21 protein-coding genes are annotated in these 25,689 nt (G+C 71.0%); 6 read left to right on the top strand and 15 right to left on the bottom strand.

What is annotated here, in order from left to right; all coding sequences use genetic code 11:
* Window positions 1-55: 55 nt before the first annotated feature.
* A complete protein-coding gene (locus E1294_RS19405; protein WP_132510022.1) occupies window positions 56-1,384 on the top strand; it encodes an MFS transporter in 1,329 nt (442 codons plus the stop codon).
* Here the strand turns inward: E1294_RS19405 and E1294_RS19400 are convergent.
* From E1294_RS19400 to E1294_RS19380, 5 genes are all read right to left on the bottom strand, one after another.
* Entirely contained in the window at window positions 1,381-2,094 is a 714-nt protein-coding gene (locus E1294_RS19400) for a FadR/GntR family transcriptional regulator (protein ID WP_220447827.1), read from the bottom strand. The genes E1294_RS19405 and E1294_RS19400 overlap by 4 nt on opposite strands.
* An 80-nt stretch (window positions 2,095-2,174) precedes the next feature.
* Entirely contained in the window at window positions 2,175-3,086 is a 912-nt protein-coding gene (locus tag E1294_RS19395) for a dihydrodipicolinate synthase family protein (protein ID WP_132510020.1), read from the bottom strand.
* Window positions 3,087-3,119: 33 nt separating this feature from the next.
* Entirely contained in the window at window positions 3,120-4,004 is an 885-nt protein-coding gene (locus E1294_RS19390) for a carbohydrate kinase family protein (protein WP_132510018.1), read from the bottom strand.
* 106 nt (window positions 4,005-4,110) lie between these two features.
* Window positions 4,111-5,136 (bottom strand): LacI family DNA-binding transcriptional regulator, encoded by a 1,026-nt coding sequence (locus tag E1294_RS19385; RefSeq protein WP_132510016.1) that lies wholly within the window; start codon window positions 5,134-5,136, stop codon window positions 4,111-4,113.
* Complete coding sequence (locus E1294_RS19380) at window positions 5,133-6,602, bottom strand: glycoside hydrolase family 13 protein (protein ID WP_132510014.1); 1,470 nt, start codon at window positions 6,600-6,602, stop codon at window positions 5,133-5,135. The genes E1294_RS19385 and E1294_RS19380 overlap by 4 nt, the downstream gene beginning before the upstream one ends.
* A gap of 230 nt (window positions 6,603-6,832) precedes the next feature.
* Between E1294_RS19380 and E1294_RS19375 the strand changes: the two genes are divergently transcribed.
* Entirely contained in the window at window positions 6,833-8,113 is a 1,281-nt protein-coding gene (locus tag E1294_RS19375) for an ATP-binding cassette domain-containing protein (RefSeq protein ID WP_132510012.1), read from the top strand.
* Window positions 8,114-8,209: 96 nt separating this feature from the next.
* On the opposite strand, the gene E1294_RS19370 is transcribed toward E1294_RS19375, so the two are convergent.
* The 6 genes from E1294_RS19370 to E1294_RS19345 form a co-directional block, all read right to left on the bottom strand.
* Window positions 8,210-8,896 (bottom strand): Uma2 family endonuclease, encoded by a 687-nt coding sequence (locus E1294_RS19370; protein ID WP_132510010.1) that lies wholly within the window; start codon window positions 8,894-8,896, stop codon window positions 8,210-8,212.
* Window positions 8,897-8,959: 63 nt separating this feature from the next.
* Window positions 8,960-10,165 carry a CysS/YqeB C-terminal domain-containing protein gene (locus tag E1294_RS19365; protein WP_132510008.1) on the bottom strand — a complete coding sequence of 402 codons (1,206 nt, stop codon included), beginning with the start codon at window positions 10,163-10,165 and terminating at the stop codon, window positions 8,960-8,962.
* 425 nt (window positions 10,166-10,590) lie between these two features.
* Window positions 10,591-11,913, bottom strand: a complete 1,323-nt coding sequence (locus E1294_RS19360) for an acyltransferase family protein (RefSeq protein ID WP_132510006.1) — start codon at window positions 11,911-11,913, stop codon at window positions 10,591-10,593.
* A 66-nt stretch (window positions 11,914-11,979) separates the two neighbouring features.
* A complete protein-coding gene (locus tag E1294_RS19355) occupies window positions 11,980-13,143 on the bottom strand; it encodes an acyl-CoA dehydrogenase family protein (RefSeq protein ID WP_132510004.1) in 1,164 nt (387 codons plus the stop codon).
* A gap of 48 nt (window positions 13,144-13,191) precedes the next feature.
* Window positions 13,192-13,704: a MaoC family dehydratase gene (locus tag E1294_RS19350; protein WP_132510002.1), complete on the bottom strand. Its 513-nt coding sequence runs from the start codon at window positions 13,702-13,704 to the stop codon at window positions 13,192-13,194.
* 50 nt (window positions 13,705-13,754) lie between these two features.
* Window positions 13,755-14,378, bottom strand: a complete 624-nt coding sequence (locus E1294_RS19345) for an ACT domain-containing protein (protein ID WP_132510000.1) — start codon at window positions 14,376-14,378, stop codon at window positions 13,755-13,757.
* A gap of 202 nt (window positions 14,379-14,580) precedes the next feature.
* Between E1294_RS19345 and E1294_RS19340 the strand changes: the two genes are divergently transcribed.
* Window positions 14,581-15,672, top strand: coding sequence for a serine hydrolase domain-containing protein (locus E1294_RS19340; RefSeq protein ID WP_132509998.1), 1,092 nt, complete (start codon window positions 14,581-14,583; stop codon window positions 15,670-15,672).
* 16 nt (window positions 15,673-15,688) lie between these two features.
* Here E1294_RS19340 and E1294_RS19335 read toward each other — a convergent pair whose 3' ends face one another.
* Window positions 15,689-18,799, bottom strand: a complete 3,111-nt coding sequence (locus E1294_RS19335; RefSeq protein ID WP_132509996.1) for a bifunctional cytochrome P450/NADPH--P450 reductase — start codon at window positions 18,797-18,799, stop codon at window positions 15,689-15,691.
* An 83-nt stretch (window positions 18,800-18,882) separates the two neighbouring features.
* Here E1294_RS19335 and E1294_RS19330 point away from each other — a divergent pair, with 83 nt between their 5' ends.
* Window positions 18,883-19,419 (top strand): TetR/AcrR family transcriptional regulator, encoded by a 537-nt coding sequence (locus E1294_RS19330; protein WP_220447826.1) that lies wholly within the window; start codon window positions 18,883-18,885, stop codon window positions 19,417-19,419.
* A gap of 10 nt (window positions 19,420-19,429) precedes the next feature.
* Here E1294_RS19330 and E1294_RS19325 read toward each other — a convergent pair whose 3' ends face one another.
* Together E1294_RS19325 and E1294_RS19320 are read right to left on the bottom strand one after the other, a co-directional pair.
* Complete coding sequence (locus tag E1294_RS19325; protein ID WP_132509992.1) at window positions 19,430-19,729, bottom strand: hypothetical protein; 300 nt, start codon at window positions 19,727-19,729, stop codon at window positions 19,430-19,432.
* A gap of 42 nt (window positions 19,730-19,771) precedes the next feature.
* Window positions 19,772-21,019, bottom strand: coding sequence for a right-handed parallel beta-helix repeat-containing protein (locus tag E1294_RS19320; protein WP_246083113.1), 1,248 nt, complete (start codon window positions 21,017-21,019; stop codon window positions 19,772-19,774).
* A 295-nt stretch (window positions 21,020-21,314) separates the two neighbouring features.
* On the opposite strand from E1294_RS19320, the gene E1294_RS19315 reads away from it, so the two are divergent.
* The gene (locus E1294_RS19315) at window positions 21,315-22,820 is read left to right on the top strand and encodes a glycoside hydrolase family 13 protein (protein ID WP_132509990.1); all 1,506 of its coding nucleotides are present in this window, start codon (window positions 21,315-21,317) and stop codon (window positions 22,818-22,820) included.
* A gap of 53 nt (window positions 22,821-22,873) precedes the next feature.
* Window positions 22,874-24,217, top strand: coding sequence for a sensor histidine kinase (locus E1294_RS19310; protein ID WP_132509988.1), 1,344 nt, complete (start codon window positions 22,874-22,876; stop codon window positions 24,215-24,217).
* Window positions 24,218-24,274: 57 nt separating this feature from the next.
* Here the strand turns inward: E1294_RS19310 and E1294_RS19305 are convergent, their stop codons facing one another.
* Window positions 24,275-25,600, bottom strand: coding sequence for a cation:dicarboxylate symporter family transporter (locus E1294_RS19305; protein ID WP_132509986.1), 1,326 nt, complete (start codon window positions 25,598-25,600; stop codon window positions 24,275-24,277).
* Window positions 25,601-25,689 lie beyond the last annotated feature (89 nt).

The raw sequence follows: 25,689 nt of genomic DNA, 5'->3' as shown, positions 1-25,689 counted from the left end.
CTAATGATAGCACCATTAGTTCGCAGTGTGCATATATTGCACAGGAGGTCATGGGATGAGCGTCGGCGAGCTTGAGCGAGAGACCATGCGCCGGGTGACCGGCCGCCTGATGCCGCTGATCATCATCTGCTACATCGTGGCCTACATCGACCGGTCGAACGTCTCGGTCGCCGCCCTGAGCATGAACGAGGCGATCGGCCTGACCGCCGCGCAGTTCGGGCTCGGGGTCAGCATGTTCTTCGTCACGTACGTGATCTTCGAGGTGCCCAGCAACATCGTGCTGGCCAGGATCGGCGCCCGCCGCTGGATCGCGCGCATCATGATCAGCTGGGGGATCGTGTCGGCGTGCATGGCCCTGGTGCAGGGCGAGAAGTCGTTCATCATCGTGCGACTGCTGCTCGGGGCCGCCGAGGCGGGATTCACCCCGGGCATCATCTGGTATCTGGCCCGCTGGTTCCCCGCCAGCCACCGGGGGCGGGCGATGGGCCGCTTCTACATCGGCGCCGCGCTCGCCACGGTCATCGGCGCGCCCATCAGCGCCTTCATCATGAGGATGGACGGGTTCCTCGACGTGGCCGGATGGCAGTGGCTGTTCGTCATCGAGGGCCTGCCCGCCATCGCGCTCGGGTTCGTGGTGCTGAGGTTCCTCACCGACGAGCCGCGCGAGGCCGGGTGGTTGCCGGAGCGCGGGCGCACCTGGCTCACCGAGCGGCTCGCGCGCGAGCAGGCGGAGATCGACGGGCAGCGGGCGATCTCCGTGCGGCAGGCGCTGTCCAGCCCCGGGGTCCTGCTGCTGGCGCTCTTCTTCTTCCTGTACTCCTTCAACAGCATCGGGCTGACCTTGTGGATGCCGCAGGTGATCCAGGGCGGGTTCGGCGAGCCGAGCGACTTCGTCACCGCGCTGCTGACCGCGGTGCCGTACGCGCTGGCCGTGGTGGCGATGGTGCTCGTGGCGCGCGGCGTCGACCGGCGGGGCAGGCACGCGCTGCACATGGCGGTGCCGATGGCGGCCTCCGGGGTGATGCTGGTGGGCAGCGTGCTGGCCGGGCCGGGCGTGCTCGGGTTCGCGCTGCTGGCGTTGTCCACCGGGGCCGCGTGGTCGGCCGTGCCCGCGTTGTGGGGCAGCGCCACGTCATTCATGACGGGCGTGGCCGCGGCGGCCGGGGTGGCGCTCATCAACTCCGTCGCCAACATCGCGGGCCTGGCGGTCACGCCGCTGATCGGGGTGGTCAAGGAGGCCACGGGGTCGTTCGACGCGCCGCTGCTCGTCATCGCGGGGGCCATGTTCCTGGGGGCGGTCGTGGCGATGGCGTCGGCGCCGTTCACGGCGCCCGGACGGCTGGCCGCCGAGACCGCCGCCACGAGCGAGCACGACCCCGCCTAAGCGAGCGTGGCGTCGCCGTCGAGAAGGCGTTCGACCTCGTCGCGGGCGGACTCCACGATCGACCGCACCGCCTCGGCCGCCTCCGCCCTGCGGCCCGCCGCGACGGCCTCGGCCACGTCGAGGTGCCAGCTGACGGCGGCCGTGTCGAGCCGCTCGGGCAGGAGCAGCAGGTCGCGCCTGGCCTTGAGCAGTTCCTCGGTCACCTCGGCGAGCTGGGCGAACATGCCGTTGCCCGACGCGGCGAGCAACACGCGGTGGAAGGCGGCGTCGGCCGCCACCAGTCCCTCGCTGTCGCCGTCGCGCGCCGCGCTCGTCAGTGCCTGCGCGTGGGCGATCAGCTCCTGCCGCACGCCCTGCCCCGCGAGGCCGGCGGCCAGCGCCGCGGCGGCGGGCTCCACCGCGGCGCGCAGCTCGGCCAGCTCGCGCAGCTGCGCCGCGCGCCCGGGTGAGGCGAGCCGCCACCGGATCACCTGAGGGTCGTAGAGGTTCCAGGCGCTCATCGGGCGCACGGTGACGCCGATGCGCGGGCGGCTGGTGACCACCCGCTTGGACTCCAGCACGCGCACTGCCTCGCGGGCGACCGTGCGCGAGACGGCGTACCGCTCCTGGACGTCCTCCAGGCGCAGCACTTCGCCGGCGCGCAGCTCACCGGCCGCGAGCGAACCGCCGATCCTGTCGACCACCTGCCCGTGCAGGCCCTGTAGCTCCACGCCGCTCTCCGTCACTGGAAGGGTCACTCAAGGGTGTCATGAAGGAAGGCGGGCCGGCCCGGCGGCCGCCCCGCCGACGATCATGCCGCCGGCGCCAGCCCGAACTCCTCGACGAAGCGGCCGATCATCCGGTGTTCCTCTTCGTCGAGCCGGTGCCCGGGGGCCCGGCAGTGCGCCGAGCCGATCCAGCCGCGGCGGCGCGAGATCTCCTTCTCCGCGGCGACGATCAGCTCCACGCCCTGCATCCAGTAGGACAGGTAGGGCAGCAGGCGGGTGTGCAGGGCCAGCGCCCCCTCCTCGTCGCCGCTCTCCCAGCGCCGCCACAGCTCCACGTAGAGGTCGGTGAACGAGCAGCCCGGCTGCACGCCGACCGCGCCGCGGCGCAGCGCGTCGGGCAGGTGCAGCCCGGCGTAGCCGACCAGGGCGGGCAGCGGCCGCTTCCCCTCCGCCAGCGCCGCGACCAGCCGGCCCGGCGGCGCCGACTCGACCTTCACCCAGCCCAGGTTGGGGTGTTCGGCGGCGAGCCGGTGCAGCGTGCCGGCGTCGAGCGCGGTGCCGGTCTGGGCGGGGGCGTACTGGAGAACGACCGGCAGCGGCGCCACCGCGGTCAGCACCGCGCGCACGTGCGCCAGCACGGCCTCGCGAGAAGGGCTCATGACGTGCGGCGGGAGCAGGTTGATCGCGTCGGCGCCCCGCTCGGCGGCGCGTACGCCCTGCGCGACGGCGTGGTAGGTGGCGTGGTCGGGGACCGAGACGATCGCGGCCACGTCGTCGCGGGAACGGGTGACGTCGAGGAGCAGGGTGGTGAGCAGCTCGCGCTCCGCGTCGTCGAGCTTGTGGAACTCGCCGGCGAAGCCGGGGAACATGACCGAGGTGACGCCCGTGGCCAGCACCTCTGCGACCACCCTGGCGAAGCCGTCGGGGTCGAGGGCGCCGTCGTCGTGGAAGGGCACCTCCAGGACGGGCGAGACACCGCGTACGAGATCGAGCACGGTCCAATCGTACTATCACATTACTTAATGAGGTCACCCGCTCGGAGCGGCGGCTCTCGCGAGCAGCGAGATCTCCGTGATCGGCGACTCGTGAGTGCCGGTGACCGTGCAGGCGTGCGCGCCGGCGATCGAGCCCAGCCGCACGCACTCCTCCATCGGCCTGCCGTTCACCGTGCCGTACAGGAAGCCGGAGACGAACGCGTCGCCCGCGCCGTTGCTGTCGGCCGCCGGGCCCGGCAGTGCCACAGCCGGGAAGGCGCGTACGCCGGAGCCGCGCGTCAGGACGAGACAGCCGTCGGCGCCGCGCGTGCACACGACCGTGTGTGCACGCCCACGCGCGATGAGGTCGCGCATGGCGGCGGCCGGATCCGGCAGCGCGGCCTCCGACATGAACACGAGGTCGGCGCGGTAGGCGAAGTCTTTGTGGTAGTCGGAGGCGCCGTCCCAGTCGTGCAAGTCTGTGGAGATCGGGACGCCGTCGAAGTCGTCGAGGGTGTGGCGGCAGAAGTCCATGATCGACACGTGCACGTGCCGGGGGCGTACGTCCGCGTAGAGCTCGCGCGGCAGGCGCTCGCCCGGCGTGACCTTCGCGTCGTAGAACGAGGTGCGGCGGCCGTCGGGCCCCACGAGCAGGACGCTGCGCCGGGTGCCCGCCTCGGCGAGCCCCCAGCGGCACTCGACCGCGCCCAGCGCCCGGTGGACCAGTGCGCCCTGCGGGTCGTCGCCGACCAGGTCGGCGAACGCGACTCCGAGGCCGAGCGCGCGGCAGCCCAGCGCCACGCCCGCGCCGGTGTTGCCGATCCGGTCCACGACCGGCGGCACCTGGTAGGTGTCGCGGTAGGGGAGCGGCAGCTCAGGCACGTAGACCGTGGTGTCGACCCCGGCGCCGCCGAGGACGAGGATGTCGTGCGTGTTCATGGCCCCGCTTCCTGGAGGCGGTTTCGGTCGCCCCGCGGCCGCCGCCTTCCGCCGTCGCTCTGGTCGCCGCGCTCCCGCCGCTCCTCTTCCACGGCGCTCCCTCACCTCACCGGTTGACCAGGGGGCCCGAGCCGGTGGAGCCGCGGACGACGAGCTCCGGCTGGAAGATCAGCTCGACGTGTTTGGCGGGGGCGCCGTTGACCTCTTCGAGCAGCGTCTGCACGGCCGCCGAGGCCATCGCGCCGATCGGCTTGCGCACGGTGGTCAGCGGCGGATCGGTGAACGCGATCAGCGGCGAGTCGTCGAACCCGACCACGGACACCTCACCCGGCACCGACAACCCCTTCTGCCGGCAGGCGCGGATCGCGCCCAGCGCCATCAGGTCGCTCGCGCACACGATGCCGGTGCAGCCGCGGGCCAGCAGCTGCGTGGCGGCCGCCTGCCCGCCCTCGACGGAGAACAGCGAGTGCGCGATCAGCTCGTCGACGTCGGAGGTGGCGAGCAGCTGCGCCATGGCCTGCTTGTAGCCCTCGATCTTCCTGATCACGGGGACGAACCGGTGGGGCCCCAGCGCGATGCCGATGCGCTCGTGGCCCAGGTCGACCAGGTGCTGGACGGCCAGCCGCGCGGCCAGGCGGTCGTCGGGCGAGATGAAGGGGGCGTCGATGTGCTCGCTGTAGCCGTCGACGAGCACGATCGGCAGCCCGCGGTCGGTGAGGCGGGTGTATCGGTCCATCCGCGCGGTGGTGTCGGCGTGCAGGCCCGACACGAACACGATGCCGCTGACCCCGCGATCCACCAGCAGCTCGGTGAACTCGTCTTCGGGAGCGCCACCCGGCAGCTGCGTGCACAGCACCGGCGTGTAGCCGTGCTGGGTCAGCGCCTTCTCGATGGCCTGGGCGAACGCGGGGAAGATCGGGTTGTCCAGCTCGGGCGTCACCAGGCCGATCAGCCCGTTGCTGCGCTGCCGCAGCCGGGGCGGCCGCTCGTAGCCCATGAGGTCAAGCGCCGTCATGACCGCCTGGCGGGTGGCGGCCGAGACGCCGGGTTTGCCGTTGAGCACCCGGCTGACCGTGGCCTCACTCACCCCGGCCTGGGCGGCGATGTCGGCTAGGCGAGCGTGACCGTTCATACCACACACTTCACTTTCCACCACGCCGCCGAATCGGCTGCGCCGGGGACGTCGGAGGCCAGCAGAAGCTCCCCGTCGACCTCGAAGTCCACGGGGTCCGCGGTGAGGTTGACCGTGCAGGCGAACTCGCCCCTGGAGAAGACCAGCGTGCCCGCGGGCGACTCGTGCCAGGTCAGTTCGCCGCCGAGGCCGCGCCGCAGCCGCAGCGCCGTACGATACAGCTCCAGCGTCGAGCCGGCCATGCCCTGCTGGGCCTGCACGCTCAGCTCCGCCCACTCCTCCGGGATGGGCAACCACGGGCGGGTCCAGCCGGACTCACGCGTCCACGGCATCGGGACCCGGCATCCGTCGCGGCCGCTGTCAGGGGCGCGCAGCCGCTGCGGGTCCTGGCACAGCTCCTCCGGCAGGTCGAGCACCTCCGGCAGGCCCAGTTCCTCGCCCTGGTAGACGTAGGCCGAGCCGGGCAGCGCGAGCGTGAGCAGCGCGGCGGCGCGGGCTCTTGCCAGGCTGCCGTAGCGGGTGACATGCCGTTTGACGTCGTGGTTCGACAGCACCCAGGTGGTGGGGGCGCCGACGGAGCCGGCCGTGGCGAGCGAGGAGTCGATCACCTCGCGCAGCTCGGCCGCGTCCCAGGGGGCGAACAGGTAGTGGAAGTTGAACGCCTGGTGCAGCTCGTCCTGGCGTACGTATCGGGCCAGCCGCTCCGGTGTGGGGGCCCACGCCTCGGCCACGCCGATCCGCTCGCCGGGGTAGGAGTCCAGCACGCGCCGCCACGAACGGTGGATCTCGTGGACGCCGTCGTTGTCGAAGAACGGCACCGGCTCCCTGCCGACCATCGTGGCCTGGTTGCCGCGGCCGATGTCGGGCAGGCCCTCCGGCTTGACCATGCCGTGCGCCACGTCCACCCGGAAGCCGTCGACGCCGAGGTCGAGCCAGAACCGCAGGATCGACTCGAACTCTCCGCGCACCTCGTCGTTGTCCCAGTTGAGGTCGGGCTGGGCGGGGTCGAACAGGTGAAGGTACCACTGCCCGTCCTCGACCTGCGTCCACGCCGGACCGCCGAAGATCGACTCCCAGTCGTTCGGCCGGTCCCGGAAGATGTAGCGGTCACGGCCCTCACCGCGCAGCGCCTGCTGGAACCAGGGGTGGGCCGAGGAGGTGTGGTTGGGGACGACGTCGACGATCACCCGCAGCCCCAGGGCGTGCACCTCGTCGATGAGCGCTTTCGCGTCCGCGAGCGCCCCGAACAGCGGGTCGACGTCGCGGTAGTCGGCCACGTCGTAACCGAAGTCGGCCATCGGCGAGGTGTAGAACGGGGTCAGCCAGACGGCGTCGACGCCCAGCCCGGCCAGATACGGCAGGCGATCGCGAACGCCGATCAGGTCGCCGACTCCGTCACCGTTGCCATCGGCGAAACTGCGTACGTAAACCTGGTAGATCACGGCGTCACGCCACCATGCGGTCATAGTCTCCCCCGGTACGTTTCGACCATGAAAGCTCTTTCCGCAAGTTTACGCAAGCCCTTCCACACCCCTAATAACCGGAAATTAATGCCTACGGATGCCCATAACCCCCGACCGAAACGCAACTGAACGAGATTCTTTACATCAAGGGTGGACATGTACCGTTAAGGCGCGATGTACTACCTCATCAATCAGCCCCCGTCACAGGTGACACGCGCGCAAGGTGTGGGCCCATGAGCTCGGTCGTTCTCGACAAAGTGACCAAGGTGTATCCGGGCGACTACCTCGCAGTCGACCGCCTCAGCCTGCGGGCGCAAGCCGGCGAGTTCCTCGTCCTGCTCGGCCCTTCCGGGTGCGGAAAGTCCACGCTGCTGCGCATGATCGCCGGCCTTGAGGAGATCACCGAAGGAGAGCTTTGGCTCGACGGCCAGATGGCCAACCACCTGGCCCCGCGCGATCGTGACGTCGCCATGGTGTTCCAGAACGGCGCCTTATATCCGCACAGGACCGTCCGCGGCAACATCGCCTTTCCCCTGGAGATCGCCAAGGCGGACCCCGCGATGGTGCGCGAGCGCGTCACCGAACTCTCCAAGGCACTGCACATCGACGAGACGCTCGAGCGCCGCCCCGGCACCCTCTCCGGCGGCCAGCGGCAACGCGTCGCGATGGGCCGGGCCATCGTCCGTCAGCCCAAGCTGTTCCTCATGGACGAGCCCTTGTCGAACCTCGACGCGGGCATGCGCACCGAGCTGCGCATGGAGATCTCGGCCCTGGTCAGATCGCTCGGCGTCACCACCATCTACGTGACCCACGACCAGGTCGAGGCGCTGACCCTGGCCGACAGGATCGCCATCCTCAACCGCGGCGTCCTCCAGGACGTCGGCACCCCGGCCCAGATTTACAACGATCCAGCCACGGCCTTCGTGGCGGCCTTCCTCAACTCCCAGCAGTTGAACCTGTTGACGGCCAACGTCAGGACGCCGCAGAACCAGTACGTCATGCTCGACTTCGGCCCGCACCGGCTGACGATGCCGTGGAGCGATCCCAGGGCGTACGCGATCTCCCAGCACACGGGCGGGCAGGTCCTGGTCGGCCTGCGCCCCGACGGGCTGGCGCCGGTGCCGGAGACGTATGACGGGCCCTCGTTCTACGGGCGGGTGCGGGCACTGGAATACCACGGGCACGAGTGGCTGGCCTATCTCGAGTCGGGGATGTCGTTCGCGCCGGTGCCCGAGCCGCCGGACCCCGCACGGCGCGTCAACGGCTCGAAGAACGGATCAGGCAGGCTGACGGGGCTGGTGAAGCGGCTGTTCTCGCAGCCGGAGCAGCACCAGGAGCAGGAGCGGGTGGGCCAGCATCCCAACAGCGGCATCCACCGCCGTTCCGACCTCATCGTCCGGCTGGGCAACCACCCTGTCTGGCGCCCCGGCGACTCCGCCAAGGTGGGCGTCGACCTCAGCCGCGTCATGATCTTCACGCTGGACGGCGCCCGCATCGACCCCCCGCGCCGGTAGCCCCTCCCCGGCGGGCACGGGCAGGCGGGCGAGATCACGCGCCGACGCTGCGGCCCGTCAGGCGGACGCTCCTTCATCGGGGCATCCGGCGGCGACTCAGCGGCGCCGCGGGCCAGTGAGCACGGCTGGGTCGAACGAGACCGGGAACGGCTGATCAAGCGTGAGGACGGTGCCCGCCTTCGCCTCCGCGGCCAGCTCGTAGGCACGCTCGCCCAGGTGGAAGACCTCGACGCGCGGCGTGCCGTGACCTTCCAGGTCGATGCGCATGAAAACGGGAATTCCCGCCGCCGCATATCTCGGTGGCTTGATGGTGTAATCGCGCTCCCGGTTGACCTTGCCCGGGCTGACCACTTCCGCCACGCACACGACGTCCGATGCGGAAAGCGCGACGGGGCCCGCGAGTATCGCCTCGGCATGTCCCACCACCACGTCGGGGATGAGCCCGTCCTCCCCGACCCGGAGGTTGCCGGTCTCGACCACCTCGAACTCCTCGGGTGCCGCATCGAGCAGGATCGCCCGCAGCCTACCGGAGCAGAGCGCGTGATCATACGCGGGCATGGGACTCACGACGAAACTCCCGTCGATCAACTCGATCCACTCCCCGGTTTCGGGCAGTCTGAGCCAGTCCTCGACGGTGTAGCCATCCTTGGTGGGTGGAAGGGAGAAGAGCCTGGCACGTCGCGGTGGCGGGTGGGCGACCAGCCAGCCCTCCGCAGGCAGAGCACTCATCTCCTCATCGCCTTCCATGGTTTCGAGTCTCGCACGCACGCGGCACAGCGCCAAGCGTGGCCATCCGATCACCCCGAGTGACGGGGCCACCTTACCGTGCTTTTACCTGCCGTGCCATCAGGAGGCAGCGGTCCAGCGGGGGCCGCCCGGGGTGTCCTCCACGACCACGCCCCCTTCGAGCAGCGCCGCGCGCAGCGTGTCGGCGAGCTCGAAGCGTCCCTCGTCGCGCAGCCGGGCGCGGCGCGCGAGCAGCGGCTCCACCAGGGCACCCAGCCCGAGGGAGCGCAGACGAGCCGTGGAGGCCGGCTCGCCGAGCCGGGCGATGAGCAGCCGCATCAGCACCCTGGCCTGGTCGACCCCGCCGGCGTCCTCCTCGGTGTCGGCGGCCCACTTGACGATCTCGGTCTCCAGGTCGAGGACGGCCTGCGCGGCGGCCACCATGTCGGGTTCGGCCACGGCGGCGTTGAAGAGTTTCTCGCACGCGCGCGCGGTCTCTGCCAGCGTCGCCTCGGCGGGCCCGCGCCCGGCCGGCCGCCCGGTCAGCCGCGCGCACGGCTGGGGGACGGTGGCACCGGCGCGGCCCTCGGCCAGGCGGCGGAGCTCGGCGAGGCCCGTGCGCGTGCCCGCGGGCAGGACGACCCGCGAGCCAGGCCGCCGGACGGTCAGGCCGCCGCGGCCCGCCACGTGTGCGGACTCATCGTCCAGGTCGATGACGAGCGCCGTGTGCTCGTCGAGGCCGAGCACCGCCGTGCCGGGCGGCAGCTCGCGCTCCATGCGCGAGAGCCGGCGCTCGCCGAGGTAGCAGTAGCGGGTGTCGTGGGTGCCGCCCTCGGCGTTGTCGAAGTGGGGGATCACCACGGCCCGCAGGCCGAGCGGCTCCAGCAGGTCGAGCCCTTGACGCCAGTGGGGGTCGGCGCCCACTTTGTAGATCTCGTAGACCGGCACGGTGGCCAGGCCCGCCGTGCACGCCGCCGCCGAGGCGAGCACGGTCACCCCCTGGCGGGCGCGCACGCGCGCCCGCAGGTCGCCGGCCACGCCCGACGCGGCCCACCGGTCGAGCGCGTAGGTGGGGCTGCCGGGGCCGGAGAACACCCAGTCGGCGCCGGTGACGCCGGCCGCCACCTCGACGTCCAGGCCGACGCTGCGGGCGAAGTAGCGGCGGGCGCGGGCGGAGATGTCGGCGCGGTTCTCCTGGAAGGCGTAGGGGGTGTCGAGCAGGACGGCCCGCGCCCCCGTACGCAGGGTACGCGCCGCGGCGCGGTGGATCTCGACCATGGTCGGGCTCGTCTCCCCCGACCCCATCAGCACCAGCGAACCGGGCATGCCTGTCGGCCTCTCTCTCGCACCTCATCGACTGCTGCCGGACGGCCGAGCCGTTCAAGAGCGGGGACGCATATGCGCGTGTGACGCACCTGCACATGGATGGCAGTAAGTTGGTGGCGGTGACGGGAAGACACACGGTCTCGGTTGAGACGCTCATGCTCCGGGTGGGCTCTGACAATCGCTGGTCCTACCGGCATGCACGTACCCAGCCGGAGCACGGCGAAAGCCCCGACGAGGCCGCCCGGCGGATCAGCGGGGTCACCGCCGCCGATCCGGCCACCGTCGTGCACTCCACGAGCTGGCGTTACGACCCCGCCGGCGAGATCGTCCTGACGTACGCGGTGTGCCCCGATCCGGAGCCGTGGCTGCCCGCGGTCGAGCTGCCGACGCTGGAGATCGCCCGAGGTCAGGCGCCCGCGACGCCGTCACCTGAGCACGTCGCGCTGGCTCACGTCGTCGCGCACGCCGTCAGGCACCTGGCCCTCCTCCTGGCCGAGGACGCCGTCGTCGCGCGCGTGCTCCGGCTGCGCCCGGAGATCACCCGGGCTCTCGCGCCGGCGGCCGCCCCTGTCTGAGAGGCGCCGGCCGAGCTCCTGCATGGGCTTCTCGACGAAGCGGTAGGTCAGCGCGCTGCCGGCCAGGATCAGGGCCAGGACCAGCACGGTCATGCCGATCTGCACCGGCAGCGCCGCCTTGCGCAGGTCGCCGGTGACCGCCACGAAATACTTCAGCAGCGGGTGGTGCACCAGGTAGAGCGAATAGCTGATCATCCCGAGCCAGGTGAGCACCCTGGGCAGCCGCCGCCCGCGCAGCGCCATGCCGCCCGCGAACGTGAGGCCGGCCAGCGCGATCGTGGTCAGCCACACGTCGCCTTGCACCCACCACCAGCCGCTGGTCACGGCCCACAGAGGCGCCATCACGACCAGCGCCGTGGTGACCGCCACCGGCCACAGCCGCCCGTCGCCGCGCTCCCAGCGGTGGATGGCCGTGCCCGCGAACATCACCGCGACCACCGCCACGCCCAGCCACGGTACCCGGCTGCTCAGCAGCAGCAACAGCAGCGCCATCACCCCGAGCGCGCAGGCGGCGGTGGTACGGAACCTGCCCGTGACGACGCACGCCAGCCCGGCCGCGAACACCGCGAACGACACGTACGCCGGCCAGACGCCCACCATGACCGCCCCCGACGTCACCAGCCCGACCACGACGGCGCCGGCCGCGAACACCATCGCCAGCAGCCCGCTGTGGCCGTGGCCCCTCAGCAGGAAGAGCGCCGTGACCAGCAGGTAGAACACCATCTCGTACGACAGCGTCCACATCGTGTCGGCCACGCCTCCGACGCCGACGACGTCGAGCAGCATGGTCGCGTGGGCGGCCAGAGCGCTCGCGTCGCGCGGGACGGCCTCGCGCACCGGCACCCACCAGGCGAGGGCCAGCACCGCGACGATCACGCTGAGGTAGAGGGGGTAGAGGCGGAAGAACCGGCTGAACCAGAACGCGCGCACGTCACCGTGGCGTTCGAGGGAGACGGGGATGATGTAGCCGCTGACCAGGAAGAACACCAGGATGCCGTAGACACCTATGTTGAACCAGTAGGGCCGTAGCTGAGGGATGAACCAGGGCAGCAGGTGTTCGGCAACCACCGCCATCGCTCCTATGCCCCTCAGGGCGTCCAGCCAGGCGAGCCGGGTGGACGGAAGTGGGTGAAGGGACGCGGGGGCGGCGGCTGCGGACACCCGCACCAACATACCCGTATCGGGCCCAAGTGATGCGGTTCCGTACGGGGTTCGCACCCCCCGGGTACGCCTCCTGCGTCACCAGCCGAGGCGGCCCTTGCCGGAGACGAGCGCGCGGGCGATCACCATGCGCTGGATGTCGTTGGTGCCCTCCCCGATCGCCATCAGCGGCGCGTCCCGGTAGAGCCGTTCGACCACGAACTCCTGGGAGTAGCCGTATCCGCCGTGGATCCGCATCGACTCCAGCGACGCCTTCAGCGCCACCTCCGAGGCGAAGTACTTCGCCATCCCCGCCTCCATGTCCACCCGCTCTCCCCTGTCGGCCCGCGCGGCCGACCAGTAGGTGAGCAGGCGTGCGGCCTGGATCTCGGTGGCCATGTCGGCGAGCTTGAGCTGGATGGCCTGGAAGTCCGCGATCGGCTGCCCGAAGGCCGTGCGCTCCCGGGCGTAGGCGAGCGCCGCATCGTAGGCCGCCTGGGCGACGCCGACGGCGCGGGCCGCGATGTTGATGCGTCCGATCTCCAGCCCGCCGAGCACCTGCTGCATCCCGCGCCCTTCGACGCCTCCGAGCAGGCAGGACACCGGCACGCGCACCGCGTCGAGCACCACCTCGCACGTCTCGGTGCCCTTGTAGCCGAGTTTGGGCAGGTCGCGGCTGACGCTGAAGCCCTCCGCGGAAGGGTCGACGAGCAGCACCGACATGCCCCTGTGGGCGGGCTCCTCGATCGAGGTCTTGACGAGCACGGGCAACGGGTCGGCGTGGCGGGCGTTGGTGATCCACGTCTTGGTGCCGGTCACGACGTAGTGGTCGCCGTCGCGTACGGCGCGCGTCTGGATGCCCTGCAGGTCGGTGCCCGCGCCCGGCTCGGTGAGCGCGATCGCGGTGCGGCGCACGCCGCCGGCCAGGTCGGCCAGGTGGCGGCTCTTCTGCTCCTCGGTGCCGTGGCGGGCGATCATCCAGCAGGCCAGCGAATGGGAGCCGATGGTGCCCGCCACGCCCATCCAGCCGCGCGCGATCTCCTCGAAGACCAGGGCGAACGACACCATGTCGGCGCCCATCCCGCCGTACTCCTCGGGCACGCTGAGGCCGAACAGCCCCATCTGCTTCATCTTGCCGATGATCTCGGCCGGGTACCGGCCGGAGCGCTCCCACTCGGTGGCCACCGGCAGGATCTCCTTGTCCACGAACGCCCGCAGGGTCTCGCGGAACGCCTTCTGCTCGTCCGTCAGCTCGAAGTCCATGGCTCTCGATCCGTCGAAGGGGCCGTCAAAGGGCCGCCAGAGGGGCCGTCAGAGAGGGCCGGTCCTGGCCTGCGGGAAGTAGTCCTTGTCGTGCGGCGCGTCGCGCTTGTAGACCATGACGGTGCGCGTCCACGACATGATCTCGTCGCCGTCCTGGTTGAGCCCGCGCGTGTAGCAGGTGACGATGCCCGCGTACGGGCGCGATGTCGACTCGCGTTTCGCGGTGACCTTCGACTCGGCGTAGACGGTGTCGCCGGCGAACACCGGGTGGGTGAGCCGGATGTCCTCCCAGCCGAGGTTCATGATCGCGTTCTGGCTGACGTCGATGACGGAGAGACCCAGCACGATGGCCACGGTCAGGCCGGAGTTCACGATGATCTTGCCGGCGGGGGCCCTGGCTGCGAAGTGGGCGTTGAAGTGGTTCTGGTTGGTGTTCATGGTCAGGAGCGTGAACCAGGTGTTGTCGGCCTCGCTGATCGTGCGGCCCATGGGGTGCTGGTAGACGTCCCCGACGGTGAAGTCCTCGTAGTAGCGGCCGATGCTGGGCTCGTGAACGGTCAAGAGCGGCTCCTGTTCGCACCGATCACGTTAGTGACGAGGTGATCGCCCGGTCAATGACCCGCGCGTACGGACGTGTGCCGGGCGGCGAGCGTGGCGACCACGTCCACGATGCGCGCGGCGCGTTCCACCTCGGCGCGGTGGAACACCGGCCCGCCGGCCCTGGCGACCACCACGTGCAGGCCCTGGGTGACCACCGGGAGCAACATCAGCCTTAGCTCGCGGGCGTCGACGGTGATGGCCCGCGGCGGGCGCTCGGGCGGGTCGAACCCGTCGGGGGCGGCCAGCGAGGCGTGCCGCACGGCGCCGTCGGCCACGGCCACCGACCATTCCGCCCCGCACAGCCCGGGCAGCGCGTCCACCAGCGTGGCGAACCCACGTGCGGGCTCGGCCGCGACGTGCATCAACAGGTCGTAGTCGGGGGCGGATCCCGGCATCTCCTTGGTCTGCCAGACCCCTTCCACGCGTACGCCGGGCATGGAGGACAGCCGCTCGCCCGCCTCGCTCGGAGTGATCGGGCCCGGCCAGGAGACGGTGAAGTCGTCCACGGCGCGGCCGCACTCGCGCTCGAGCACAACGACCTGCAGGATGTCGGCTCCCAGCGCCCCCAGCGCCTTGGCGACCTGCCCCAGACCGCCCGGCCTGTCCGGAAGAGACACCCTCAGTCGCAGCAGCATCGCGCCCCCCTTTCCAGAGGCTCCCACAGTGCCGTGGAGAGATGTCGAGCATGTTCCACGGATGTGTCGCACATGCTGCGGTTTATATCCCAGCATGCAGCGTTAAGTCCGAATTGTCGATAAAGCGTGTTGCGGTTCTCCGCAGGTCATCGTATGGCGGACCGCATGGCCGGGTCCTCCCCTGATTTCTACAGTCGTCCCCATGATTTCCCTGAAGATAGCCGCTCTTTCGCTCGTCCTGACCTCCCTCGCACCCGCGGACGACCGTTTCGCATCCCTCGAACGGCAGCTCGACAACCTGGTGAAGGCCAAGGCCATGTCGGCGGCCCTGGTCCGGATCAGCGACAAGGGCAGCGGCACAGACGGCGGCTGGACGGCCGCCGCCGGATACCGTGACGTGGTCTCGCGCAAGCCGGCCGACCCCGAAGGCCATTTCCGCATCGGCAGCGTGACCAAGACGTTCGTGGCCACCGTCGTGCTGCAACTCGCCGACGAGGGCAAGCTGTCGCTCGACGACCCGGTGGCCAAGCACCTGCCCGGCGCGTTGCCCGAGGGCAGCGCGATCACGGTGCGGCAGGCGCTCAACCACACCAGCGGGCTGTTCGACTACGCCGGCGCGGGCATCCCCGGCTGGTCGCTGCGCGACTTCCGGCCGGTCGAGACGCGCTACGACCAGACGCCGGAGGAGTTGCTGGCGGTCGGGCTGTCCAAGCCGCCGTACTTCAAGCCGGGCGAGGGCTGGCGTTACTCCAACACGAACTACGTGGTGGCCGCCATGCTGATCGAGAAGCTGGCAGGCGGCTCGTACGCCGACGCGATCACCACCAGGATCCTGCGGCCCCTCCGCCTGACCCAGACGTCCCTGCCGGGGCACCGCCAGTCGATACCCAAGCCGCACGCCCGCGGTTACGCCGTCTACAAGGGCAAGGTGGTGGACGCCACTTGGATCAACCCGTCCCTGGAATACGGCGCCGGCGAGATGATCTCGACCACGGCCGACCTGTCCCGCTTCCTCGACGCCCTGCTGGGCGGGAAGCTGACCAGCAAGTCCGCGCTCAAGCAGATGCGCACCACGCGGCCGGCGGCCGAAGGCATGGGCTACGGGCTCGGCCTGCAGAAGTTCGACCTGACGTGCGGCAAGAGCGTGCACGGCCACAGCGGCGGCGTCTTCGGCTACCTCACGTACGCGCTGCGCTCGGACGACGGCCGCACGGTCGTGATGTCCGGCAACCCCTACAGCGGGACGGCCCCCGCAGACGCCCTGCAGAAGGCCCTGGACACCGCGTTCTGCTGACCAGGGCCTTCGAGGATCAGGCGAAGACGTCCTGCTGGTAGCGCCCGTCCGCCTCCAGCGCGGCGAGCCACGCCGCGCCGTCGCGGCCGGTCGCCCGGTGGTGGACGTCCAGCAGCGCCCGCCGCACGGCCGGCGCCATCCGCAGGCCGTCGCCGCAGACGTAGACATGGGCGCCCTGCTCCAGCAGCTCCCACACCTCGTCCGCGCGCGCGGCGATGGCGTCCTGCACGAACCGGTACGGATGCCCCGGCACGGCGGAGTACGCGGCGTGCACGGTCACCACGTCCGACGCGGCCCAGGCGGCCAGCTCACCCGCGTACAGCTGGTCGTGGTCCGGATGGCGGCAGCCGGTGAACACCGCGGCGTGCCCGGTCGCGCCGGTCAGCGCCCGCTCCTCCAGGAAGCCGCGCAGCGGCGCGAACCCGGTGCCGGGGCCGACGAGGATCACCGGCGTGCCCGGGTCCGCGGGCAGCCGGAACGGCGGCGCGGGAACCCGGACGTAGCCGTAGAAGACGTCACCCTCCTGCAGCCCGGCCAGGTAGGCCGAGCACATGCCGTGGTAGGTGCCGGAGCCGGACCAGGCGGGCCCCTCGACCAGGCCGACGGTGAGCCGGACGAGGCCGGGGTCGGCCAGCGGCGAGGAGGAGACCGAGTAGTAGCGCGGCCTGATCGGCCCGGCCATCTCCAGGAACGCCGGGAGCGGCAGCTCGATCGCCGGGAAGCGGTCGAGCAGGGCCAGCGGGGAGATCCGCTTGGCGAGGATCTCGTCGGCGTAGTTCGCGGTCAGCTCGGCGATCTGGCCGCGGGTCCACGGGCAGGCGGTGTGCGCGGCCAGCGCCTCCAGGTCGGACCTGGTGGCCACCTCCTGCAGCTCGGCGAACTCGGTCAGCAGCAGGCCCGCCGTGACCGGCGTGCCGACGGGCAGGTGGGTGGCTCCGGCGGCGCGCAGCCGTACCACCTGGTCCCGGGGGACGCGCAGGCGGCCCAGCGCCCACTCCACCAGCTCGGGGTCGTTCTTGGCGAAGACGGCCACGTGGTCGCCCGCCGTGTAGGTGACGCCCTCGGGCAGCCGGGCCACGATGGAGCGCACGCCGGGGCGGGGCGCCTCGATCGAGAAGTCCCAGAGCCCCGCGGGGTCGCCGGTCAGCTCCCCGGCGGAGACGACGGTCAGCGGGAAGGCCCGCTCGGACACGACCGCCGGCCGGACCTCGGTCTCGCTGAGCACCTCCATCGCGTAGCGGGGGCCCACGCCCGCGGTGGGCGCGCTGTACTCTGCGGCCAGCGCCTCCCACAACCGGGCCGTCCACGCCGACACGTCACCGTCGAAGTCGCCGTCCGTGTCGGCCTCGCCGCGCTCGATCAGCGGCACGGCGCCCGCCGCCGTCAGCTTCTCGTACGCCCGCTTGGGGAACTCCTGGTAGGTGGGCCACTGCGTGTTGCCGCAGCCCAGCACGGCCAGTCGCACCCCGGACAGGTCGGGCAGCGACTCCAGGGCGTCGAAGCGCTGGGCGTTGTCGGGGGCCTTGCCGTTGTAGGAGGAGGCGACCACGACGAGGAGGCCCTCGCCCGGCGGCGTCAGCTCGTCCAGCGCCGTCAGCGTGGTGGCGAACCCGGCCCGCCCGGCCCGCTCGGCCAGGCGTTCGGCGATGTCGGCGCTGGTGCCGAGGTTGGAACCGTACGCGACGGTGAGGGGGACGCCGGTGACGGCGATCTCCTGCTGCTCGTTCTCCCGCGTGTCGGGCACGGTCACGACGGCCCGCTCGTGGGCGCGGCGCTCGCGGACCCTGAGCGTGAAGCCGTCCGGCTTGAGGGTGAGCATCTGCTTGATCTTCATGCGGTAGACGCTCGGGTCGGACACGGCGAACCGCCGCAGGATCAGCGCCAGGGCGAGCCTGGCCTCGGTGAGCGCGAACTGGCGGCCGATGCAGGCGCGCTCGCCGTTGCCGAACGGCTTGTACGCCGCCGGGTGGTGGTCCTTCTTCTGTGCGGGCAGCCAGCGGTCGATGTCGAACTCGCCGGGCCGATCCCACGCCTTGGGGTGGCGGTGCAACGCCGGCAGCAGCACGGCGGTCCTGGCGCCCTCGGGCAGGGCATAGCCGCCGATCGCGGTGTCCTCGATCGGGCTCACCCCGAACAGCGGGATCGGCGACCAGACGCGCAGCGTCTCCTCCAGGATGCGGGGGATCACGTCGAGCTTCATGATCGTCTCGTAGGAGGGCGGCTCGTCGTCCGGCAGCAGCCGGTCCACCTCGTCGTACGCGCGGGCCAGGGTGTGGGGCTCGCGCAGCAGGTTGTACAGCGCGAAGGAGAGCAGGCCGCTGGTCGTCTCGTGTCCGGCGATCAGGAAGGTGAGGACCTGGTTGCGGATGTTCTCGTCGGACAGGCGGGCGCCGCTTCGCGGGTCGGACGCCTCCAGCATGAGCCCGAGCAGGTCCTTCGAGCCGGTCGAGCCCGCGGCGCGGCGCTGCCTGATCACGTCGTCGACGAGCTCCTGCATGGTGGCGATGTCGCGGCGGTAGGCCTCCTCCCGTTTGCGCTGCAGCTTGGTGACGAGCGGGAGCTGCTGGTTGCGCAGCATGGCCTCGGTCAGCGCGCCGCCCATGGCCTTGAGGAAGGGGTGCAGCTCGGGCGAGTCGAACGAGTGGAAGCGGTAGCCGAACCCGGTGAGCGAGATCGTGTCCAGGGTGAGCCGGGTCATGTCGTCGGCGACGGGCAGGTCCTCCCCCTGCCGGCCGGCCCACGACGCGACGAGCTGCTCGGCGACCTCGAGCATCTGCGGGTAGTACGCCTTCATCGAGCGCTGGCTGAAGGCCGGCATCAGGATGCGGTGCGCCTGCCCCCAGACGGGCTCGTCCTGGTCGGCGGTGAACAGCCCGTCGCCGGCGAAGTCACGCACGATCGACAGCGGCGGGCCGATGCGCTTGACGAACCGGCTCTCGTCGCACACCTCCGCGACCATGTCAGGGTCGTACACGAGGACGAGCGTGCGACCGGCGATCTCGAGCTGGAAGATGCCCTCCTCGTACCGGGAGGCGACCTTGACGAAGTGCTCCACCGGCGAGTGCGAGGGGATCTGCAGCGTGTTGCCCACGACCGGCAGGCCCGGCGGGGCGGGGATGCGTGCCATGAAAGCTCCCTTGAGTAGCCATACACCGTATGGCGGAGGCTACCATACGGTGTATGGCTGTGAGCGCGCGCAGAGGAGCGCCCTTGACCCTGGAAGAGATCAGCTCCACGGCACTGCGCCTGATAGACGAGGGCGGCGTGGAGGCGTTGTCCATGCGCAAGCTGGCGGCCGAGCTCGACGTCAACCCGATGTCGCTCTACCACCACGTGGCGAGCAAGGACGCGCTCATCAGCCTGATCTGCGCCACGATCCAGCAGCGCGTGCACATCCCCCCGGACGACGGCACCCCCTGGCCGGACCAGCTCGGAGCGCTGGCCCTGGCCTACTACCGGCACGCGCGCACCCACCCGGCCATGTGGACCTATCTGCACGCCCACCCGGAGATCATCGAGGACCGGACGTTGATCATCTGGTCGACCCTCTACCGCATCCTGCGGCAGGCCGGGGTGCCGGAGCCCGAGCTGCGCCGGACGAGCGACGTGCTGCACGCGTTCGTCTCGGGGCTGATCACCGCCGAGATCCAGGGCCACGTGCCGGACGACCCCGACGAGACCGCCCGCACCCTCGACACGGCCGTCCACCTGATGATCAACGGCCTGGCGAGCTATGCCGCCCGGTAGGCGCGCGGGCTCAGCCGGCGGCGGCCCAGACGGCCTCGAACGCCGCGCCGGTGATCTCGGTGAGCTCCCAGATCTCCAGCGGCTGGTCGGTCAGGAAGCCGTCGTCGTCCTGCAACCGCCGCCACCAGTAGCGGCGGGCCGCCCGGTCGGCGCCCACCTCCACCTGCCTGACCGCCCAGTGCTCGCCGTCGCCCTCGACGCTCTCGAACAACCAGGCCCGCCCGTCCTCGTCGCCCATGTGCCAGTAGCGGCGGGGAGCGTCGGACTCGGCGAGCTGCCTCACCAGAGGCCCGCGAACATCGTGGAGCACACCGCTCACTCTAGACCCGGCGGACGGGACGGGGGCCGCGGGTCAGCGCTGGTACGCCCCCGCGTCGGGCGAACCGGTCAGCGCCTTGCCCTTCATGTCCTTGGCGAAGGCCTTGCCGCCGTACCAGGAGGGGGGAAGGACGATGCCGCGGCCGAGCGCCGGGGAGCCGGCGCCAGGGCGCAGGTCGGTGCGGGAGGTGAACTTCGGGTCGGCCATGACCGACTTCGGGCCCAGCTTGAACCTGGTCCTGCGGCCCTTGTACACACTGCCGCCCTCGTCGGCGCCCTTGCCGTCCTCGAAGCCGGTCTCGCCGCCGACGACGATCACGTTGTTGCGCAGCTTCAGGATGGACGGCGCGCAGCCGTCGTGGCAGGACCAGCCGACGGTGTCCCTGGCCGGCAGGTAGACCGAGTTGTGCACCGCGACCGTGCCCTTGACCGGCCCGACGATGTGGCGGGGACCGCGGGTGATGAGGAAGGAGCCGCGCTTGCGCGAGGAGGTGACGACGTTGAAGGCGAACACGTTGCCGGTGGCGGTCTTGCCCTTCTTGGCGCCGAGCTCGGTGAACGTCTCGTTGTTCCTGGAGGTGTTGTGGGTGACGCGGTTGCGGTCGCCGCCGAAGATCTCGACGGCGGCGCCGTCGGTGCCGTAGTCCTTGCTCTTGGCGAAGCTGCCGGTGATGGTGTTGCGGGTCACCACGTTGTCGTCGCCGTTGAGCAGCACGCCGAAGGCGCCGGAGTCGTTGTCGCCGCCCTCGTCGTTGACGCTCATCCGGTTGTTGTCGGTGAAGACGCTGTCGCGGATGGTGTTGCGGGCGCCGGAGGGCGTGACGAAGGCCCCGGCGATGTTCTTGTCGGCCTGCACGCCGATCAGCTCGTTGTCGTCGCCGTCGAGCCGGAACCCGGCCCAGCGGCAGGCGGAGGCCCACAGGCCGCTGATGCGCCAGTGATCGCCCTTGACCACGACGCAGTCGTCGCCGGAGCCGCTGATCTTGGGCTTGGCGCCGGAGCCGTGCGTCGTGATGGTGATCGGCTGGGCCTTGGTGCCGCTGGAGGTGAGGGTGACGGGGCCGGTGAACCCGCTGCCGCGCCTGACGCTGACGGTGTCGCCCGGCTTGAGGTCGGAGATCGCCTGGTCGAGCGACTTCCACGCGGTGCTCGCGCTGGTGCCGGCGGCCGCGTCGTCGCCCGACCGGGAGTCGACGTAGTACGTCGCTCCCGCGTGGGCCTGAGCCGTGGCCGGCACGGCGGGCAGGAGCGAAACGATGACGGCTACGGGCAACAGCCTCATGTGAGCACACCACTATCTAGTTGCAACACTGACCACGGCAGAGGCAACCGTAGCGTGATCACCGGGCGGGACGCCACCGGCGGCGTTGACATCCTCGGCCCTCGTGGCGGTTCCGCAAGAAGTTGCGCAACCGTGTGGCCGGCTCCGCACCCTCTCTGACCTCGCGACCGGCCGCCCCAGCGGGAGACGGTGACTCCTGCAACTTTCCGCAAGTTGCACTTGACCGCCGGAGAACGATCGCGGCATCCTTCACCAGACCATCCCGACATCTCTGGACATCCGGGGAAGGACAGACATGCTCGGCAACGACGACTGGTGGCGCGACGCCGTCGTGTACCAGGTGTATCCCCGCAGCTTCGCCGACTCCGACGGCGACGGCGTCGGCGACCTCGAAGGCGTGCGCGGCCGGCTGCCCTACCTCGCGCGCCTGGGCGTGGACGCCATCTGGCTGAGCCCCTTCTACACCTCCCCGATGGCCGACGGCGGCTACGACGTGGCCGACTACCGGGACGTGGACCCCATGTTCGGCTCGCTCGGAGACTTCGACGCGCTCGTCGCCGACACGCACGAAGCGGGCATCAGGGTCATCGTGGACCTCGTGCCGAACCACTCCTCCGACCGGCACCCGTGGTTCCAGGCCGGGCTGCGCGACCGCTACATCTTCCGCGACCGGCCCAACGACTGGGAGTCGATCTTCGGCGGCCCCGCCTGGACCCAGGTCGAGGACGGGCAGTGGTACCTCCACCTGTTCGCGCCCGAGCAGCCCGACCTCAACTGGGAGAACCCGGAGGTGCGCGCCGAGTTCCGCGACATCCTGCGGTTCTGGCTCGACCGCGGCGTGGACGGCTTCCGCATCGACGTGGCGCACGGCATGGTCAAGGCCGCGGGGCTGCCCGACGTGGGGGCGAAGGACGGGCGCCAGGCCGAGATGCTGGGCGGGGAGCAGGTGCCGTACTTCGACCAGGACGGCGTGCACGCCATCTACCGCGAGTGGCGGCCGATCCTCGACTCCTACCCGGGCGGCAGGATGGCGGTGGCCGAGGCGTGGGTGTCCTCGCCGGAGCGGCTGGCCCGCTACATCGGCCCGGACGAGCTGCACCAGGCGTTCAACTTCGACTTCATGCTGGCCGACTTCCACGCCAAGTCGTTCCGTACGGTCATCGAGAAGTCGCTGAAGGAGGCGGAGACGGTCGGAGCGCCCACCACGTGGGTGCTGTCCAACCACGACAGACCGCGCCATGTCACCCGCCACGGCGGCCTGGCCCGCGCCCGGGCGGCCACCCTGCTCATGCTGGCCCTGCCCGGCTCGGCCTACCTCTACAACGGCGAGGAGCTGGGCCTGCCCGAGGTGCTCGACCTGCCGGACGACCTGCGCCAGGACCCGGCGTTCCTGCGCCGCGGCGACAGCCGCGACGGCTGCAGGGTGCCGATCCCGTGGACCGGCTCCGGAGGCATGGGCTGGACGGACCCGTGGTTGCCGATCCCCGCCTCGTGGGCGGCGCTGTCGGCGCAGGCCCAGGAGGACGACCCCGGCTCCACACTGAACCTCTACCGGGCCGCCCTGCGGATGCGCAAGGAGCACCCGGCGCTCGGCGGCGGGACGCTCACGTGGCTCGACTCCCCCGAGGACGTGCTGGCCATCGAGCGCGACCCCGGCCTGGTCGTGGTGGTCAACACGGGCGAGGAGCCCGTGCTCCCCGGTGTGACAGGCGAGGTGCTGCTGTCCAGCGGGCCACTGCCGCGCGACGGGTCCGTCCCGCCGGACACCACGGTCTGGCTCCAGCGCTCCACGGTTGGGTGAATCTTTGTCTTAACGCGACATATTGCGGCAATCACGCTCGGTAACCTCGGGGGGTGGCACCCTGGTGGGCCAGGTCCCTGCGCGGACGCGTGACCCTCATCGCGACGGCCGTTGCCGCCCTCGTGTTCATCCCTCTCGCCATCGTCGGCATCGTGGTGGCCAGGTCCGTCATCGAGGCGAGCGTCTTCCAGTCGACGAGGGACACCGCCGAGCGCATCGCCGCCGAGATGCGCGGCGGCGCGCTCCCCGCGGGCGCCGCCATCCCGGTGGTCAACCCGTCGGTCGACCTGATCCAGGTCGTCGGCCCCAGCGGGCAGATCCTCGCCACGAGCGACGCGGCCAGGAACCTGCCGCCGCTCAGCGACGTGCGCCCCACGCAGGAAACTCAGGGCATCAGCACCACGAACTGCCTGCCGACCGAGTGTGTGCATCTGTCTGCGGTACGGGTGACCATCTTCGCCGACTCCCCCGTCGTGTACGCCGGCCGCAGGACCCCCGACGTGCTCGACACCCGCGTTCTCGAAATGATCGTCTTCGTCCAGATCGCGGTGCTGGTCGCGCTGGCCTCGTGGACCACGTGGCTGGTCACGGGGAGGGCGCTGCGCCCGGTGGCGATCATGCGAGCCGAGCTGGACGCCGTCCGCGCCGGCGACCTGAGCCACCGGGTCTCGCAGCCGCCGGGCGACGACGAGCTGGCCCAGCTGGCCCGGTCGGTCAACAACACGCTGGCCCGGCTGGAGCGCTCGGCCGAGCAGCAGCGCCAGTTCGCCTCCGACGCCTCCCACGAGCTGCGCACCCCCATCGCCGGGCTGCGCGCCCAGCTCGAAAGCGCCCAGCTCTACCCGGCGGACACCGACGTCGAATCGCTGGTGAGCGGCAGCCTGCGCGACACCGACCGCCTGGAGGCCATCATCACCGACCTGCTGCTCCTGGCCAGGATCGGATCCCAGGTGGACGCCGCCAAGGAGCACATCGACCTGGCCGTGCTGGTGCGCCAGGAGCTGTCCACCCGCTCCGACAAGGTGCCCGTCCAGGTGGAGCTGGACGAGGGGGTGGTGGTCGAAGGGGTACGCGTCCAGCTCGGCAGGGTGCTGACGAACCTGCTGGACAACGCCCAGCGGCACGCCGAGTCCCGGGTCCTGGTCACGGTCTCCCGCGCGGACGGCATGGCGGTGCTGGCCGTCGAGAACGACGGAATGGAGATAGCCGTGGAGGACCGCGAGCGCATCTTCGAACGCTTCACCCGCCTGGACGCCGCCCGCAGCCGCGACGCGGGTGGCACCGGGCTGGGCCTGGCCATCGCGCGGGACGTGGCGATGGCGCACGGCGGCCGGATCGCCGTCGAGGACTGCCCGGGCGGGGCGAGGCTCGTCCTGCGGCTTCCGCTCGCGGAGTGACGGTGCGTCCCCGGTGTGGACGGCCGGCGGCACGGGCGCCCTCGCCCCGCGCCCTGGCTAGACCTTCGTCATCTCGCGCCCGGACCCGGGCTCCTGCGGCTCGGCCTCGTCCAGCAGGCTGGCCTCGTCGAACGGCGCCCGGCCCGCCAGCACGCGGCCCGCGCGCTCGCGGTCGAACTCGCCCGTCCAGGTGCCGACGAGCACGGCGGCGACGGCGTTGCCGGCGAAGTTCGTCAGCGCCCTGGCCTCGGACATGAACCGGTCGATGCCCACGATGAGGCCGACGCCGTCGACCAGGTCCGGCCGGTGCGCCTGCAGGCCGCCCGCCAGCGTGGCCAGACCGGCGCCGGTCACGCCGGCGGCCCCCTTGGACGCGATCATCATGAACGCCAGCAGCGCCACCTGCTCGCCGAACTCCAGCGGCGAGCCCGTGGCCGTGCCGATGAACAGCGTGGCCATGGTCAGGTAGATGGCGGTGCCATCGAGGTTGAAGGAGTAGCCGGTCGGCACCGTGATGCCCGCCACGGTCCTGCTGACGCCGAGATGCTCCATCTTGGCGATGAGCCTGGGCAGGGCCGTCTCCGACGACGAGGTCGACAGGATGAGCAGGAACTCGCGGCCGAGGTAGCGCAGCAGCGCCCACAGGTTGATCCTGGCCACCAGCCACAGGATGGCGCCGAGCACCACGCCGACGAACAGCAGGCAGGTCACGTAGAAGGCGATCATAATGATGGCCAGGCTCTTGAGCGCCTCGACGCCGGTGGCGCCGACGACGGCGGCGATGGCCCCGAACGCGCCCACCGGCGCGGCCCACATGATCATGCTGAGGATGCGGAACACGAGCCGCTGCAGGTGCTCGACGCCGCGCAGGATCGGCGCGCCTTTGGGGCCCATGGCCTGCAGCGCGAACCCGGTCAGCAGCGCGACCAGCAGCGCCTGCAACACCGAGCCGCTGGTGAGCGCCGACAGGAGCGTGTCGGGGACGATGCCGAGCAGGAAGTCGATGGTGCTGGCCTCGGCGCCCTTGGCCGCCTCGGCCTCGGCGGCCTGCCGGGCCGTGTCGGTGATCTGCAGCCCCGAGCCGGGGTCGATGACGTTGCCGACCAGCAGGCCGATGACCAGCGCCACGGTGGACATGGCGAGGAAATAGCCGAGCGCCAGGCCGCCGACCTTGCCGACCTGCGCGGCCTGGCGTACGGAGCCGACGCCGAGCACGATCGTGCAGAAGATGATCGGGCCGATCACCATCTGGATCAGCGCGACGAATCCGGTGCCCAGAGGTTTCAGCTCCTTGCCGGCGTCCGGCCAGAGGAGTCCGACGACGATGCCGAGCAGGACCGCCGCGATGACGGCCACGTACAGATAGCGGGTGCGATCGCGCATGGGGGGCTTCTCCAAGGGGTGGTGGGACGTGCGCACTGCCGGTTGTGCGACTATGCGCGTCACAGTGATACAGGTCACCATTGCGTACG

The organism is Nonomuraea diastatica (assembly GCF_004349015.1).
GTDB lineage: Bacteria > Actinomycetota > Actinomycetes > Streptosporangiales > Streptosporangiaceae > Nonomuraea > Nonomuraea diastatica.
Note: the sequence above shows the minus strand (reverse complement) of the source record. Positions and strands in the feature narration are given on the sequence as shown.